Raw genomic sequence first — 14,029 nt, forward strand, 5'->3', positions numbered from 1 at the left:
CACCATGAACAGCTTCATGCATTTCATCACCGACCTGCAGAACCTGCTGAGCATCGGCGTCGGGATCGCCGTCTTCGCCAGCATCCTGACCCTGCTCGGCTCTTTCATGGGCGGCGAACGCCTGGACAAGCGGATGAAGGCGGTCGCCGAGCGCCGCGAAGACCTGAAGCGCCGTTCGCGTCAGGCGATGAAGGGCGGCGCGGCCGGCTCGCCCGCCGCCACGCTGCGTCACTCGGACGAGGGTTTCAAGAAGCGCGTCGTCGAGCATCTGAACCTGACCAAGCTTCTGGAAGACCCCAAGGTCGCCGAGAACATGGCTCAGGCCGGGTTCCGCGGGCCGCGCCCGCTGACCACCTTCTACTTCTTCCGCTTCGCCACGCCCTTCATCTTCATGGTGCTGACGGCGGTCTACCTGTTCGCGATCAATGATTTCGGCTTCAATCTGACGCTGAAGCTGTGCACCCTGGTGTTCGCGGCGGCGGCGGGCTTCTACGCCCCGAACCTCTATGTGCAGAACCGCATCGCCTCGCGGCGTCAATCGATCGTGGCGGCCTTCCCCGACTCGCTGGACCTGCTGCTGATCTGCGTCGAATCCGGCATGTCGATCGAGGCGGCGATCCAGAAGGTCAGTCAGGAGGTCGGCAGCCAATCGATCGAACTGGCCGAGGAACTGAGCCTGCTGTCGGCCGAGCTGTCCTACCTGCCCGACCGGCGCATGGCCTATGACGGCATGGCCAGGCGGACCAACCATCCCGGCATCCGCGCCGTGGCGACCGCCATGACCCAAGCCGAGACCTACGGCACGCCCCTGGGCAACGCCCTGCGGGTCATGGCCAAGGAAAACCGCGAACTGCGTCTGGCCGCCGCCGAGAAGAAGGCGGCGGCGCTTCCGGCCAAGCTGACCGTGCCGATGATCGTCTTCTTCCTGCCGGTGCTGTTCGTCGTCATCCTGGGGCCGGCGATCATCAACATCCAGGACATGATGAAGGGCGGCTGATCGGCCGTTCCCCGGTCGGGGCGGGTCGCGTCAGCCTTCGGCGGCGCGCCTCAGGCCTTCAGCGATTTCTTCATAGGCGCTGCGGATCGTCTTGCGGTGCTTGTCGTGGAACAACTCGCCGCGCAGGCCGGTGAAGATCACCCCGTTGGAGACGATGCAGTTGCCGCGCTCCAGTTCCTCGATCTCGTAGTAGCGGATGGCGTTGAACAGCCAGCCGCGCTTTTCGGCCCAGACCAGTTGCGAGTAGGGCTGCCAGTCGCCGAGGCGCGCCTGGACCTGACGCTCGACCATGCCGGGCAGGGCTTCGGTCAGGTTGATGCCGGCGCCGAAGGCCAGGGCGCCCGTCACCCCGGTTTCATAGGGGTTCCACAGATGCCAGTTCTCGAGATCGCTGAGGATCTCCCAGATGCGGTCCGACGGCGCGCGCACGCCGATACGCTTCTCGATACGGGTCGTGTCCATGGATTTGCCTCTGACACGGCTTTTGGACTTTAGGAAGTCGTCTCGACGGGATCGGGAACGGGCAGGGGCGGTTTGAGCCGTCGCCCGTCGTCCAGACCCAGCCGCGCCTTGACCTCGAACAGGTCAGCGCCGGCCGGCACGATCAGCAGTTCCTCGGGGCGGCGGGCGTTGACCGCCACCACCGAATTCTTCGGGCAGACGTCGAAACAGTCGGCGCCGACAACGGCCAGATCGGCCTTGCGCCCCTTGCCCGCGTGCAGATAGCGCCGCAGCGCCTTCTTCAACGTCTTGTCGCCGTCCGGGCCGAAGCCGCCGTCCAGCTTCTTCGAGCATCTGCGGCACACCAGCACCACCTCGTTCCAGCGAGTCTTGGAAACCTTGAAGGTCTTGGGCGTCTTGCTCATTCGCCTGAAGATCGGTGTTCGCGGCGGCTTGCACAAGTCATCTCGGCCTCGGCCACAGGAACTTCACAAACGGGACCGGAAAACTGATTGTTTCTGTTTATCAAGGAGTAAGCATGACGGGGCATCCTCAAGCGTCCGATGAGGGTTCGCCGATGTCGCGTCTGCCTATCAAGCTTCCGCCCGCCGCCAATCAGCCTGCTCGTGGTCGTCTGCGCGACGCAGCCTTCTTCTGCATCGCCTTCGCGGCGGTCTTCATCGCCGCCCTGCTGGCGATGGACCTTTTGCTGGGATAAGCCGGAGGCTCGATTTCAGGAGCCCTCCCATGATCACTCGCATCCAGCCCGGCGCCCGCATGAGCGAGGCCGTCATCCACGGCAACACCGTCTATCTGGCCGGCCAGGTCGGCGAGCCGGGCGACGACGTCACCGCCCAGACCAAAACCACCCTGGCCGAGATCGACGCCCTGCTGGCCCAGGCCGGCACCGACAAGTCCAAGATCCTGATGGCCACCATCTGGCTGGCCGACATCGCCGACTTCGAGGCCATGAACGCGGTCTGGGACGCCTGGGTCGATCCGGCCAATCCGCCCGCCCGCGCCACCAGCGAGGCCAGGCTGGCCACGCCCGACTACCTGGTCGAGATCATCGTCACGGCGGCGATCTGATGTCCCAGGAACGCACCAAGGAAAGCGAGCTGGAGCGGTTCAAGGCGACCCGCGTCACCGCCCTCTATCGTCTCGATCTGATCGAGAAGGGGGCGCAACTGACCTATGAGGACGGCACGCCGGTCGACATGGCCTCGGAAAAGCAGCGCCTGAAGGATCAGGTCGCCGACATGGACCGCCGCATCGCCCGTCTGGAGGCGGCGGGCGAGGCCTAGTTCGCCGTTTCGCGGCCGGGCAGGTTCAGCAGGGCGGCGACGCGCGCTAGCTTGTCCGGGTTGCGGGTGATGAAGATGTCGATGATGCGGCCGCCCTCGATGGCCAGGGCCGTCGTCTGCAGCACCCGCCCGCGCTCCAAGCTGACATAGCCGGGCAGGCCGTCGATCCACATGGGCCGGATCATCTCGTAGGCCTCGGCGCCGTATTTGCGGTTGAGGCCGGCGTAGAGGCGCAGCAGCTTGCGGGCGCCGCGGATCGGGTTGTGGAAGGCGATCACCTTGCCGCCGCCGTCGGCCCTCAGGGTCGCCCCTTCCGCCAGCAGGGCGCCCAGCGCCGCCAGGTCGCCGGACCGCGAGGCGTCGAAGAAGGCCCGCGCGATCCGTTCGCCCTCTTCCGGTTCGACGGCGTAGCGGGGACGGGCCTCCTGCACATGGCGGCGGGCGCGACTGGCCAACTGGCGCACCGAGGCGGGATCGCGTTCCAGCGTCGCCGCCACCTCGTCGAAGCCGACCTCGAACACGTCGTGCAGCAGGAAGGCGGCGCGCTCCAGCGGCGACAACCGCTCCATGGCGGTCATCAGCGACAGGGTCAGGTCGTCGGCGAAGGTCTCGGCGTCCGTCTCCGGGCCGGTGATCAACGGCTCGGGCAGCCAGGAGCCGACATAGGTCTCGCGTCGGGCGCGGGCCGACTTCAGCAGGTCCAGCGCCAGCCGCGTCGTGGTCCGCGTCAGCCAGGCGGCGGGTTCGCGGATTTCGACCGGATCGACCCGGCTCCATCGAAGCCAGGCCTCCTGCACCACGTCTTCCGCCTCGGACAGCGAGCCGAGCATGCGGTAGGCGAGGCGCGCCAGCCGGGGCCGGTGCGCCTCGAAGACCTCGGTGGCGGGGTCAGGCCGCGACACGCGCCGGTTCCGCCGGATGGGCCAGACGGAAGCCGACCGCCAGACGGTTCCACACATTGATCGCCCCGATGGCGAACGTCAGATTCACCTGCTCGGCTTCGCTGAACTCGACCTTCAGCGCCTCGTAATCGGCGTCCGGGGCCTGGCTCTGTTCGATCCGGGTCAGGGCCTCGGCCCAGGTCAGGGCGGCGCGCTCGCGCGGGGTGTAGAGCGAGGATTCGCGCCAGGCGGCCAGCAGATGCAGCCGCACCTCGCTTTCGCCGGCCTTGCGGGCGTCGGCCGTGTGCATATGCAGGCAGAAGGCGCAGCCGTTGATCTGCGAGACGCGGGTCTTCAGCAGTTCCAGCAGGCTGTGTTCCAGGCCGCTGTTTGCGATGGTCTGTTCCAGGCTGATCATGGCCTGATAGGCGTCGGGGGCGGCCTTGAAGGGGCTTGCGATACGCGGGGTCATGTCATCTCTCCTCAGCGCCTGAGTGCGCGTCGCCTCCATGACGAGACAGGCCGCCCGCCTGTGACATGGCCCGTCGAATTATGTCTCCAGCCGCTCGAACACGGTGGCGATGACCGCCTGATAGGCGTCGGTCAGGGCCCGCAGTTCAGCCTCGGGCACGCGCTCGTCCACCTGGTGCATGGTCTGGCCGACCAGGCCCAGTTCCAGCACCGGGCACAGGGCGCGGATGAAGCGGGCGTCGGAGGTGCCGCCGGTGGTCGAGGCCTCGGGGCGGCGGCCCAGGGTCGCCTCGACCGCGTCCTGCACTGCCGTGACGAAGACGCCCGGCTCGGTCAGGAAGGCCTCGCCAGAGCACATGTGCTCCAGCTCGATGCGCAGGCCGGTCTCGGCCTGAACCAGACCCGCCTCGCGGTTCAGCCAGTCGATCAGGCCGTCGCCGGTGTGGGTCGGATTGAAGCGGATGTTGAGCCGCGCCCTGGCCTCGGCCGGGATGATGTTGGTGGCCGGATTGCCCACGTCGATGGTGGTGATCTCGAGGTTGGACGGCGGGAATTCGGGATAACCTTCATCCAGAATATGGGCGTCCAGCCGGGCCAGCAGCCTGGCCACGACCGGGGCCGGATTGGCGGCGCGGTCGGGATAGGCGACGTGGCCCTGCTTGCCGTGCACCGTGATCCAGGTGTTGAGCGAGCCGCGCCGCCCCACCTTGATCATGTCGCCGAGGTGGTGGGCCGACGACGGCTCGCCGACCACGCAGGCGTCGATGACCTCGCCCTCGGCCATCAGGGCCTCGACCACGCGCTTGGTGCCGTGCAGGGCCGGGCCTTCCTCGTCGCCGGTGATCAGGAAGGAGAGGGAGCCGGGAACGTCGCCCTCAGCCAGCACGCGGGACACGGCGGCGACCCAGGCGGCGATGCCCCCCTTCATGTCCACGGCGCCGCGGCCGTAGAGGATGCCGTCGCGGGTCTCGCCCTCGAAGGGGGCGGCGGTCCAGGCGGTCAGGTCGCCGGTCGGCACCACGTCGGTGTGGCCGGCGAAGCAGAGGTTGGGCGAGGCCGTGCCGCGTCGGGCGTAGAGGTTCTCGATGCGGGCGTCGTGACCCACGCCGGTCGGGCCCTCGAACACCATGCGGCGGCAGGCGAAGCCCAGCCCGGTCAGGGTGCGTTCCAGCACGTCCATCGCCCCTTCGTCGGCGGGGGTGACGGAGGGAATGCGGATCAGGTCGCGGGTCAGTTCGACAGGATCGATGACGGAATGTGATGCGGCGCTCATGGGACTAATGCTTTAGGCATATCCCGCATCCGCGAGAAGGCCCGAAACCGTGCCCAAGATCGACATCGACTCCGCGCCGACCGGCCACGGCACCGGCTACCCCGAGGAATTCGCCGCGCCCTGCAAGCCGCGTCGCCGCTGGCGGCTGGGCGACGCCGTCGGTCTGGACCAGTTCGGGGTCAATCTGCTGCGCCTGCCCGCCGGGGCCTGGTCCAGCCAGCGGCACTGGCACACGGTCGAGGACGAGTTCGTCTGGGTGGTTGAGGGCGAGGTGGTCCTGATCGACGACGACGGCGAGACGATTCTGACAGCCGGCGACTGCGCCGGCTTCAAGGCGGGGGTCGCCAACGGCCACAAGATCGAGAACCGCTCGGACCGCGAGGCGGTGCTGCTGGAGGTCGGCTCGCGTCGGCCGGGTGAGGACGCCTGCGATTATCCCGACATCGACATGATCCTGCCTCAGGGCGCCGGCGGCTATCTCCACCGCGATGGAACCCCCTATCCGAAGACGCCCCGAAGAACGTGACGACTGAATCCGTAGACACCGCCCCGACCGTTCCGCCCCAACCGCCCTTGCCGCCTGATACGCATGACGGCGGGCCGTCCAGTCCGTGGGGGTTGCGGGATTTTCGCCTGCTGTGGCTGGGCCGCGTCGCCGCCGTCCTGGGCATCCAGATCCAGTCCTCGGCCCTGTTGTGGCAGGTCTATGAGATCGCCCGGCGCGACCATCCGATCGCCGAGGCCAGCCTCTATCTGGGGCTGGTGGGCCTGTGTCAGTTCCTGCCCCTGCTGGCCTTCACCCTGCCCGCCGGGGCCATGGCCGACCGGCGCGACCGCAAGCACACCGTGACCCTGTCCATCGTGGTCGAGAGCCTGTGCGCCCTGGCCTTCCTCGGCATGGCCCTGCACGGCGCGCCGCCGCTGTGGGGCCTGCTGGCCGTGGCCGCCGTCTTCGGCGCGGCGCGCGCCTTCCTCGCCCCGGCCAGCCAGGCCTTCCTGCCCATGGTGGTGGGACGCAAGGCCCTGCCGCCGGCCATCGCGGCCCAGTCCATCGCCTTCCAGACCGGGGCCATCGCCGGCCCGGCGCTCGGCGGGGTCATCGTCGGCTTCGCCGTGCCGTGGGCCTACGCCTCGGCCATGGCCCTGTTCCTGGTCGCCATCGGCTGCTTCCTGCTGATCCGCACCTCGGGCCAGCCGAAATTCGTCGAGACGGGCGTCGGGCCGCTGGAGCTGGTCAAGGAAGGTCTGGCCTATGTCTGGAAGACCAAGATCGTTCTGGGCGCCATTTCGCTGGACCTCGTCGTGGTGCTGCTGGCGGGGGTGGCCCTGCTGACGCCGATCTTCGCGCGCGACATTCTGCACGTCGGGCCTGAAGGCTTCGGCCTGCTGCGCGCCGCTTTCGGGGTCGGGGCGCTGGGCATGGCCCTCTATCTCAGCCGTTTCCCGATCCGTCGTCACGGCGGGCGCTGGATGTTCGCGGCGGTGGCCGTGTTCGGGATCTGCACCCTGATCTTCGGCCTGTCCAAGAGCGTCTGGCTGTCCGGCGCGGTGCTGTTCATCGGCGGCGCCGCCGACATGATCAGCGTCAATATCCGCCAGACCCTGATCCAGCTGGCCACGCCCGATCATATGCGCGGCCGCGTGTCGTCGGTGTCCATGCTGTTCATCGGCGCCTCCAACGAACTGGGCGAGGCCTATTCCGGCGTCATGGTGCGTCTGCTCGGCCCCATCGGGGCGGCGGTGTTCGGCGGGATCGGCGCCCTGGCCGCGACCGGCGTCTGGGCCAGGGTTTTCCCCAGCCTGAGGAAGGCGAACAAGCTGACCTGAAGACGCCCCTTCTCCGCGACAGGAGAAGGGGTCTTGTCCGATCAGTCCTTGGCCGGGACGCGCGTGTCCGTGGCCGGGTCGACGGCGCCGGGGCGGCCTTCGCGGGCGGCCTCGGCCTGTTCGGCTTCCAGCTTGTCGGCGACCTTGCCGGCGCCGCTCTCGACGGCCTGAGCCGCCTTCATGGCGCCGGACTCGACCACTTCGCCGGTCTGGGCGGCGACGTCGGCGGCTTTCTCGCCCGCCGCATCGACATTGGCCTCGGCCGTCTTCTGCTCGGCCTGGGTGCAGGCGCTAGCGCCGAGCGCCAGAACCGAGACGGCGGTGATGGCCAGAATGCGGGCGGGCGTGCGGATGCGCATGGGATGTCCCCCTTCTTGCGTTGAACCTCGGCGCTAAACGTCGGAAGCAGAAGGGGGTTGCCTCGCCCTAGTCCAGATCCACCGGCAGGGTCTGGCTGGCCAGCAGCCGTTCGGTCGTGGCCCAGTGATCCGGTCCATGACGCTCGACCCAGGCCTGCACCATGTCGCGGCCCAGGCCGTAGTTGATCACGTAGCTGCGGTAGGTCTCGATGAAGCTGAGGCGCTGCGCCGCTCGGTCGCGCGCCACCAGATTGTATTTCTGCAGCTGGTCCAGCGCTGTCTCGCGGTTGATCCGGCCCGCCAGATAGGCGTCGGCGATGGTGTATTCGGCTCGGCCCAGCTCGCGGGTCAGGGCCAGAAGCTGGGTCTGAGCCTCGGCCGTCGCCGGGTCCAGACCGGCCAGAGGATAGAGTACGCGCTTCTCGAAATCGGTGCGCTCATGGCCGGGGAAGGCCAGGTCGATGCCGTAGTTGGCGCTGCCCTCGGCGATGAAGGACATGGGGCTGAACAAGGGATAGACGCTCATCTCGACCCAGCCCTTCTGCTTGACGAAGGTCTGTTCCAGCAGGGCGTTGTAGACGTGGTGGCCGGGGTAGCCCTCGTGGCAACCCAGATCGACGGCGCGGTCGATGAAGATGGGCAGGTCGGTGTTGACCTGGATCAGGCTGAAGGCGTTTCCCTTGTACCAGTTGTAGCCCGACCACGGCTTGTTGTTGACGAACTCCAGGGTGAAGGTCTCGTCGGCGGGCAGGGTCATGTGCCGCTCGGTGCGCGCCTTGCACTCGTTGATGGCGGCCCGCATCACCGGCTCCAGCCGATTCTTGGGAATGACGTAGCGGGCGCGAAACGCCGCGACGCGGTCGGCCAGCGGCCCCTCGCCGGGGATCAGGGCGTCGATGCGCGCCAGCACGGGATCATAGGACGACAGGGGGCGCAGCTCCGGCCGCACGCCGAACTGGGCCTCGGCCTCGTCGGCGAAGCTCATCTTTTCGCCCTGCAGCATCCGCAGACGTGCCGAGGCCGCCGAGACATGGGCCGACAGATAGGCCCGGCGCTGCAGGCTCTGGGCGTCGAGACTCGTCGTCGGCAGGGCCTCCAGCCGCGTCGCCAGGGCCGCGGCGCCCTCGGCCAGTTGGGGCAGGGCGCGCGGGTGGGCCTTGGCCGCCTCGGCCCATTCGGCCGGACCGTAATAGGCGTCGACATAGCCCGGCTCGCGCTCGCCGATCTCCAGCGTCAGAGCGACATAGTCGCGCGCCACCATGTCCAGGCTGTCGGGCGCTGTCTTCGATGTCGTGGCGCAGGCGGCCAGCAGGCCGGCGGCCGTCAGGGCGGCGATGGTGGCGATGCGCATGGAAACTCCCTCTCTCCGGCGCGACGCTAGGCGTTTGCGGCCCCTACGCCAAGTCGAGGCCATGAAGGCGCCGCCGCCGGGATTTCAGGGATTGAGGCCGCCCGGCCCATGCTGTAAGCACCGCCGTCCGGCTCTAGAGCCGCAGACGCACCCGTAGCTCAGCTGGATAGAGTGCTGCCCTCCGAAGGCAGAGGTCACAGGTTCGAATCCTGTCGGGTGCGCCATCTCCTCCTTCATCTGTCGCGTTCCATCGTGAGCGACTCCAGCGATCAGAAAAATTTTCTTGGGGATCAGTCGCTTAGAGACGAGTGACCATTTCTGAGTAGACTCCGAATTCCGCGTTGATCGACTCTGACCAACAAATGTTCCGCTTTGACCGACTCAGCCAATAATTTCGCTCAATGCACGCCTGTCCCAGCAGTGACGACCTCCCAAGCGCGCTACCGGTTCCAACCCCGCGAGCTTGACATAGGTCCGCCAAAAAACATCTGAGTTGGCATATGTTTTGTTTAGTTCGTGGTTGAAGACGTAACGCTGCCGAAAATCATCCAGGTCCGGCAAAGCCACCTTGTAGCCGGTATCGTGTCGTTCAGCCGTCAACAGGCCAATGCGTGCCGCACATCCTAACGACGTCGCACTTTCGCCCAACAGGACAGCGGCGTTACCCATCGATAGACGCAATCCTTGCGGCAGAGGATAGTTGGGGAGTTTGGCAAGAGCACAGCCCATCTCCATTCGGTCGATTCGAATGGAACAGGACCAAGCCTTCTCCACGCGGTCTATCCGGAAGGACAGCGTTCCTTTGACCAATGCATTGAAGATATGTGCCCAAGTCGCCGGATGAAGTTGAGCACAACTCATTGGCAACTCCCGATCAGGACGTTCAATTTGACTGGGCGGACCGGGATCCTCTGACGATTATTGTGATCGTGATGTCGGACCGCATCGGGTGCGATCTCGATGCCGGGGTCCGGTTCCTTCCAGTATCCCTTGGCCTCGGCGGAGAGCGCCCCTTGCAAGAGGAGAGGCGCTATGACGACCCGTTCGACCCGCCACATCAGGCGATACAGCACTATCATGGCTTTGAAATTGATGACCGCCTTTGCGATCCTGATGAGGGCAGTTCGCTCGGTCCGCGCTAAATCGCGCGACGCCCGCTGATCCCTGCTGAGGCTCGCATCCCCTTCGGCGCATAAATCCATTTCTGGAGATTTCACACCCGATGAACGAGTTAAACGCGACCCTTAGCGACCGTCCGGCTCATGTTCTCCCGAGGACACACACGCTCCGACCTCTTCTTGCGGCGATGTCGGTCGGCGTCGCTCTTGCAGCGTGCGACCCGATCGATACCTCCGCCCTGCGGGAAGTCGAAGAAGCGGCGCAAGCGGCCCGCACCACGGCCGACAGCTTGAACAGTCGTGCTTCCGAAATACAGGGGGCGATCAACGATCCTGTCGGTGTTCTGCGGACGGTGGCCCTTGGAGCCACCTTCACTAAGACGCCCACAGCCGAAGCGAACCTGTTCGTCCTGACCGACTTGCAGACTGGCTGCCAATGGCTCGCGACCTATGGTCCAGGCGGCGAAGTGGCCAGCCTCGTGCCGCGCACCGAGCCAGGGCTACCAGGTGCCCGGCAGCGTTGCATTTCGATCGGTGAGCAGGACGTTGAAGCCGCGCAGTGAAGGCTTGACTTGGTTGCATGGTCCGTCGTTCGGCTCGAATCCCGCAATTGATCAGCAAGTGGCGCTTCCAACCTCAAAGCGCATCGAATAAGGTCTGGTGGCCACAGCGACGCTTAAGCCCCCCCCTCCCTGAAAGTCCACCATGTCTATCAAGCCTGATTTGGAAGTTCGATTCGAACGCGGCTTATTCGCTTCGCGTTGGCTCATGGCACCCATGTATCTGGGGTTGGTAGTGGCCTTGGCCATGCTGACAGTCGTGTTCCTGCGCCAACTCGTTTACTATGTGCCCCAGTCGCTCAGCCTGGATTCTGAAGAGGCAATTCTCGTCATTCTTACCTTGATCGACCTGACACTCGCGGGCAATCTCCTGTTGATCGTTCTCTTCTCGGGTTACGAGAACTTCGTTTCCAAACTCGATATAGCCGACAACGTCGATCGACCATCCTGGATGGGCACGGTCGACTTTTCTGACCTGAAAATGAAGCTGATCGCTTCCATCGTCGCCATTTCCGGCATCTATCTGCTTAAGCAGTTCATGGAGATAGGCAAGCAGACCACCCTCGACGAACGTTACCTGATGTGGCTCGTGATCATCCATCTGACCTTTGTATGTTCCGGAGTGCTGCTAGCGCTGATGGACTGGATGGCGGCCAAATCCAGCAAGCGTTGAAGGTCAAATCTATAACGCTTTCAGCGGGGAACACGCTTGCAAACGGCTAGCTGTTCTATTCCGAGTCCGTTTGATGGGATTTGAGTCGCCTTCCACGGAACGCGACATCATCGCCATTTGACCGAAGCGACGCTGCGGTTGATGAAAGCGTGTGAGCGAACCCATCCTTCCTGTCCGACGCGGCGCCCCCAAGGGGCGCCTGCCCGCGCCCCCTCCGGGTCAGGGGCGGGTCAAGGGCTTTTCCGACATCCGACTGAGCATCGAGCAGGCCGAGACGTCGCTGGAGGCGGCTGCGGACCGGCTGTCGCTGCCGCGCTCGGGCTGGGCGTCGGGGCGGTTCGACATGCTGGCCATTTCCGGCGGCGCGGCGGGCGGCGCCTATGGGGCCGGGGCCCTGGTCGGCCTGACCGAGGCGGGGGTGCGGCCCGAGTTCGCTTTGGTGACAGGCGTCAGCACCGGGGCCCTGATCGCGCCCTTCGCCTTTCTGGGGCCTGCCTGGGACGATCGTCTGGCGGACGCCTATGTCGGGGGGCACGCCGCGGACCTGCTGAGCTTGCGCCGTCTGGCCTCGAGCTTCACCGGGGGCCTGTTTCGGGGCGAGGCCCTGGACGCCCTGATCCATCCCTTCGTGGACGAGGCCATGATCGACGCCGTGGCGGCCGAGCACGCGCGGGGGCGGCGGCTGCTGGTGGCGACCACCGATCTGGACAGTCAGCGCGCCTGCATCTGGGACATGGGGGCCATCGCCGCGCACGGCGGCGAGCGGGCCGTGGCCCTGTTCCGCGAGGTTCTGGCCGCCTCGGCCAGCCTGCCAGGCCTGTTCCCGCCGCGCCGCATCCCTTGCACAGTTGAGGGCGAGGCGGATGGCGAGAAGTTCGAGGAGATGCACGTGGACGGCGGCGTCGCGGCACCCCTGTTCCTGATGCCCGAAGGCCTGCTGCGCTGGAATCGGCTGGGGCGGCGGCTGCATCGCGGCCGGGTGCATGTCCTGGTCAACACGGTGCTGGAGCCCGCGCCGCGCACCACGGCGCCCAATGTGGCGGCGGTACTGACGCGCAGCTTCGACGCCATGCTGCGGTTCTCCTATCGCCAGGCCCTGGGGACGGCGACGACCTTCTGTGCGGCGCAGGGCCTGCCGATCAGCGTGGCCTCCATCCCCGACGCCCCGGATCAGGGCGGGATGCTCAGCTTCGACACCGCCACGATGCAACGCCTGTTCGATGCGGCGCGCGAACGGGCGCGGGCGGGTGAGCTGTGGCGCTCGCCGGTGGCCGAGCGGCAGGGGCTTCAGGGGCTGCTGGATCGGCTGCGGCCCAGAGGATAGGGGCCTTGATGCGGCCGAGCGGGAGGCGCATGGAGAGGGCCTTCTCCCCAAGACTTCCAAGGCCCCGATCGTGACCGACGTCGAACAGACCCCCGCCCAGCTTCCCGAAGGCCAGCCTGTCGGCCGCGTCATCGCCATGCCCGCCGACACCAACCCGGAGGGCGACATCTTCGGCGGCTGGCTTCTGGCCCAGATGGACCTCGCCGGCGCCACCCCCGCCTTCGAGCGCGCCAACGGCCGCTGCGCCACCGTGGCCCTGGACGGCATGGTCTTCCACCAGCCGGTCTCGGTCGGCGACGAGGTCTCGACCTATGCCCGCGTCGTCCACACCGGCCGCACCTCGATCCGCGTCCATGTCGAGGCCTGGAAGCGTTCGCGCGGCGAGCCCGAGGCCCAGTCGGTGCGCGTGACCGAGGGCGTCTTCACCTATGTGGCCATCGACGCGGACCGCAAGCCGCGCCCGCTGCCGCCGGTCTGAAACCGCCTGGAAAGCCGGTGCGGCGCCAGGCTAAGACCAAGCGCCGCACTCGGTAATTCTTGACGTTCGAGGCTTCGCATCCTACCTGCGGGCCATGGCTATTCGTCGCATCCTGACCATCGATAACGCCGCCGACTTGGCGATCCTCAAGTCCGTCTCCCAGCCTGTGGAGGGCGGCGTGACCGACGCGCTGCGCGCCCTCATGGACGACATGCTGGAGACCATGTACGCCGCGCCGGGCATCGGTCTGGCCGCCGCCCAGATCGGCGAGCTGAAGCGCGTCGTGGTCATGGACCTGGGCGACAAGGTCGTCGAGGGGCAGCCGGACGAGCCGGAAACCGAGGAAGACGCCCTGGCGCGCCGCAACCCGCGCTATTTCGTCAATCCGGAGGTCGTCTGGGCCTCGGACGAGATGTTCTCCTACGAGGAAGGTTGCCTGTCGGTGCCGGAATATTTCGACGCCGTCGAACGCCCGGCCCGCGTCCGTGTCCGCTACATGGATTACGCCGGCAAGCAGATCGAGGAGGAGATCGAGGGTCTCTACGCCGTCTGCTTCCAGCACGAACTGGATCACCTGAACGGCGTCCTGTTCATCGACCACCTGTCGCGCCTGCGCCGTGAACGGGCCGTCGCCAAGGTCAAAAAGAACGCAAGGCTCGCCGCCTGATGGCCCGCAAGACCCAGATCATCGACCCCAGCGGTCGTCGTCGTCTGACGCGCAATCAGAAGGTCGGCGTGGCCAGCCTGGCCACCATCGTCGCCGTCGGCGCCCTGGGCGTGGTGGCGGGTCTGCTGCTGGATCGCCTGCTCGATTTCGACGACGCCCTGGATGCGGGCGGCGAGTGGGACGAGGGCGGCGGCGTCTATACGCGCTGGATGTAATCCGCCCCACGGTCTAAAGGCGTGGCCATGCGCCTAGCCTTCATGGGAACCCCCGACTTCGCCGTGCCGTCGCTGGCCGAGCTGATCGCC

The 14,029-nt window shown here is 66.6% G+C and carries 21 protein-coding genes and 1 tRNA gene; 14 read left to right on the plus strand and 8 right to left on the minus strand.

The annotated features are described in order from the left end of the window. Positions 1 to 4: 4 nt before the first annotated feature. Positions 5 to 997, plus strand: coding sequence for a type II secretion system F family protein (locus tag VGE49_RS07585; RefSeq protein ID WP_331033954.1), 993 nt, complete (start codon positions 5 to 7; stop codon positions 995 to 997). Between the two features lie 30 nt (positions 998 to 1,027). Here the strand turns inward: VGE49_RS07585 and VGE49_RS07590 are convergent, their stop codons facing one another. Both VGE49_RS07590 and VGE49_RS07595 read right to left on the minus strand, forming a co-directional pair. Beyond that, complete coding sequence (locus VGE49_RS07590) at positions 1,028 to 1,459, minus strand: SRPBCC domain-containing protein (protein ID WP_331033955.1); 432 nt, start codon at positions 1,457 to 1,459, stop codon at positions 1,028 to 1,030. A gap of 29 nt (positions 1,460 to 1,488) precedes the next feature. After that, positions 1,489 to 1,863 carry a hypothetical protein gene (locus VGE49_RS07595; RefSeq protein ID WP_331033956.1) on the minus strand — a complete coding sequence of 125 codons (375 nt, stop codon included), beginning with the start codon at positions 1,861 to 1,863 and terminating at the stop codon, positions 1,489 to 1,491. 152 nt (positions 1,864 to 2,015) lie between these two features. Here VGE49_RS07595 and VGE49_RS07600 point away from each other — a divergent pair, with 152 nt between their 5' ends. The 3 genes from VGE49_RS07600 to VGE49_RS07610 are packed head-to-tail and all read left to right on the plus strand — an operon-like array spanning position 2,016 to position 2,742. Then, positions 2,016 to 2,156 carry a hypothetical protein gene (locus VGE49_RS07600; RefSeq protein ID WP_331033957.1) on the plus strand — a complete coding sequence of 47 codons (141 nt, stop codon included), beginning with the start codon at positions 2,016 to 2,018 and terminating at the stop codon, positions 2,154 to 2,156. A gap of 29 nt (positions 2,157 to 2,185) precedes the next feature. After that, complete coding sequence (locus tag VGE49_RS07605) at positions 2,186 to 2,527, plus strand: RidA family protein (RefSeq protein ID WP_331033958.1); 342 nt, start codon at positions 2,186 to 2,188, stop codon at positions 2,525 to 2,527. After that, entirely contained in the window at positions 2,527 to 2,742 is a 216-nt protein-coding gene (locus tag VGE49_RS07610) for a hypothetical protein (protein ID WP_331033959.1), read from the plus strand. Before VGE49_RS07605 ends, VGE49_RS07610 begins: the two co-directional genes overlap by 1 nt. Here VGE49_RS07610 and VGE49_RS07615 read toward each other — a convergent pair. From VGE49_RS07615 to dapE, 3 genes are all read right to left on the minus strand, one after another. Beyond that, positions 2,739 to 3,644 carry a sigma-70 family RNA polymerase sigma factor gene (locus VGE49_RS07615; RefSeq protein WP_331033960.1) on the minus strand — a complete coding sequence of 302 codons (906 nt, stop codon included), beginning with the start codon at positions 3,642 to 3,644 and terminating at the stop codon, positions 2,739 to 2,741. The genes VGE49_RS07610 and VGE49_RS07615 overlap by 4 nt on opposite strands. Continuing rightward, on the minus strand, positions 3,631 to 4,095 hold the full coding sequence (locus VGE49_RS07620) for a carboxymuconolactone decarboxylase family protein (RefSeq protein ID WP_331033961.1): 465 nt from the start codon (positions 4,093 to 4,095) through the stop codon (positions 3,631 to 3,633). The genes VGE49_RS07615 and VGE49_RS07620 overlap by 14 nt, the downstream gene beginning before the upstream one ends. A gap of 78 nt (positions 4,096 to 4,173) precedes the next feature. Continuing rightward, entirely contained in the window at positions 4,174 to 5,367 is a 1,194-nt protein-coding gene (gene dapE / locus VGE49_RS07625; RefSeq protein WP_331033962.1) for a succinyl-diaminopimelate desuccinylase, read from the minus strand. Positions 5,368 to 5,416: 49 nt separating this feature from the next. Here dapE and VGE49_RS07630 point away from each other — a divergent pair, with 49 nt between their 5' ends. Next, positions 5,417 to 5,893, plus strand: coding sequence for a cupin domain-containing protein (locus tag VGE49_RS07630; protein ID WP_331033963.1), 477 nt, complete (start codon positions 5,417 to 5,419; stop codon positions 5,891 to 5,893). Between the two features lie 47 nt (positions 5,894 to 5,940). Further along, positions 5,941 to 7,194: an MFS transporter gene (locus VGE49_RS07635; protein ID WP_331033974.1), complete on the plus strand. Its 1,254-nt coding sequence runs from the start codon at positions 5,941 to 5,943 to the stop codon at positions 7,192 to 7,194. Between the two features lie 41 nt (positions 7,195 to 7,235). Here VGE49_RS07635 and VGE49_RS07640 read toward each other — a convergent pair whose 3' ends face one another. Both VGE49_RS07640 and VGE49_RS07645 read right to left on the minus strand, forming a co-directional pair. Beyond that, a complete protein-coding gene (locus VGE49_RS07640; RefSeq protein WP_331033964.1) occupies positions 7,236 to 7,553 on the minus strand; it encodes a hypothetical protein in 318 nt (105 codons plus the stop codon). Positions 7,554 to 7,620: 67 nt separating this feature from the next. After that, positions 7,621 to 8,904, minus strand: a complete 1,284-nt coding sequence (locus tag VGE49_RS07645; protein ID WP_331033965.1) for a hypothetical protein — start codon at positions 8,902 to 8,904, stop codon at positions 7,621 to 7,623. A 147-nt stretch (positions 8,905 to 9,051) separates the two neighbouring features. Between VGE49_RS07645 and VGE49_RS07650 the strand changes: the two genes are divergently transcribed. Beyond that, positions 9,052 to 9,128: transfer RNA gene (locus VGE49_RS07650), tRNA-Arg, on the plus strand. Positions 9,129 to 9,285: 157 nt separating this feature from the next. Here the strand turns inward: VGE49_RS07650 and VGE49_RS07655 are convergent. After that, positions 9,286 to 9,678 carry a hypothetical protein gene (locus VGE49_RS07655; protein WP_331033966.1) on the minus strand — a complete coding sequence of 131 codons (393 nt, stop codon included), beginning with the start codon at positions 9,676 to 9,678 and terminating at the stop codon, positions 9,286 to 9,288. A gap of 50 nt (positions 9,679 to 9,728) precedes the next feature. On the opposite strand from VGE49_RS07655, the gene VGE49_RS07660 reads away from it, so the two are divergent. The 7 genes from VGE49_RS07660 (at position 9,729) to VGE49_RS07690 (ending at position 13,939) form a co-directional block, all read left to right on the plus strand. Continuing rightward, positions 9,729 to 10,046 carry a hypothetical protein gene (locus VGE49_RS07660; protein ID WP_331033967.1) on the plus strand — a complete coding sequence of 106 codons (318 nt, stop codon included), beginning with the start codon at positions 9,729 to 9,731 and terminating at the stop codon, positions 10,044 to 10,046. Positions 10,047 to 10,210: 164 nt separating this feature from the next. Continuing rightward, positions 10,211 to 10,585 carry a hypothetical protein gene (locus tag VGE49_RS07665; RefSeq protein ID WP_331033968.1) on the plus strand — a complete coding sequence of 125 codons (375 nt, stop codon included), beginning with the start codon at positions 10,211 to 10,213 and terminating at the stop codon, positions 10,583 to 10,585. Between the two features lie 142 nt (positions 10,586 to 10,727). After that, entirely contained in the window at positions 10,728 to 11,255 is a 528-nt protein-coding gene (locus VGE49_RS07670; protein WP_331033969.1) for a TIGR00645 family protein, read from the plus strand. A gap of 151 nt (positions 11,256 to 11,406) precedes the next feature. Further along, entirely contained in the window at positions 11,407 to 12,579 is a 1,173-nt protein-coding gene (locus VGE49_RS07675) for a patatin-like phospholipase family protein (RefSeq protein ID WP_331033970.1), read from the plus strand. A 136-nt stretch (positions 12,580 to 12,715) separates the two neighbouring features. After that, the gene (locus VGE49_RS07680) at positions 12,716 to 13,057 is read left to right on the plus strand and encodes an acyl-CoA thioesterase (protein WP_414643618.1); all 342 of its coding nucleotides are present in this window, start codon (positions 12,716 to 12,718) and stop codon (positions 13,055 to 13,057) included. A gap of 94 nt (positions 13,058 to 13,151) precedes the next feature. Beyond that, the gene (def, locus tag VGE49_RS07685; RefSeq protein WP_331033972.1) at positions 13,152 to 13,724 is read left to right on the plus strand and encodes a peptide deformylase; all 573 of its coding nucleotides are present in this window, start codon (positions 13,152 to 13,154) and stop codon (positions 13,722 to 13,724) included. Continuing rightward, on the plus strand, positions 13,724 to 13,939 hold the full coding sequence (locus VGE49_RS07690; protein ID WP_300196805.1) for a hypothetical protein: 216 nt from the start codon (positions 13,724 to 13,726) through the stop codon (positions 13,937 to 13,939). Before def ends, VGE49_RS07690 begins: the two co-directional genes overlap by 1 nt. Positions 13,940 to 14,029 lie beyond the last annotated feature (90 nt).

It is taken from the genome of Brevundimonas sp. (assembly GCF_036405315.1).
Classification (GTDB): Bacteria; Pseudomonadota; Alphaproteobacteria; order Caulobacterales; family Caulobacteraceae; genus Brevundimonas.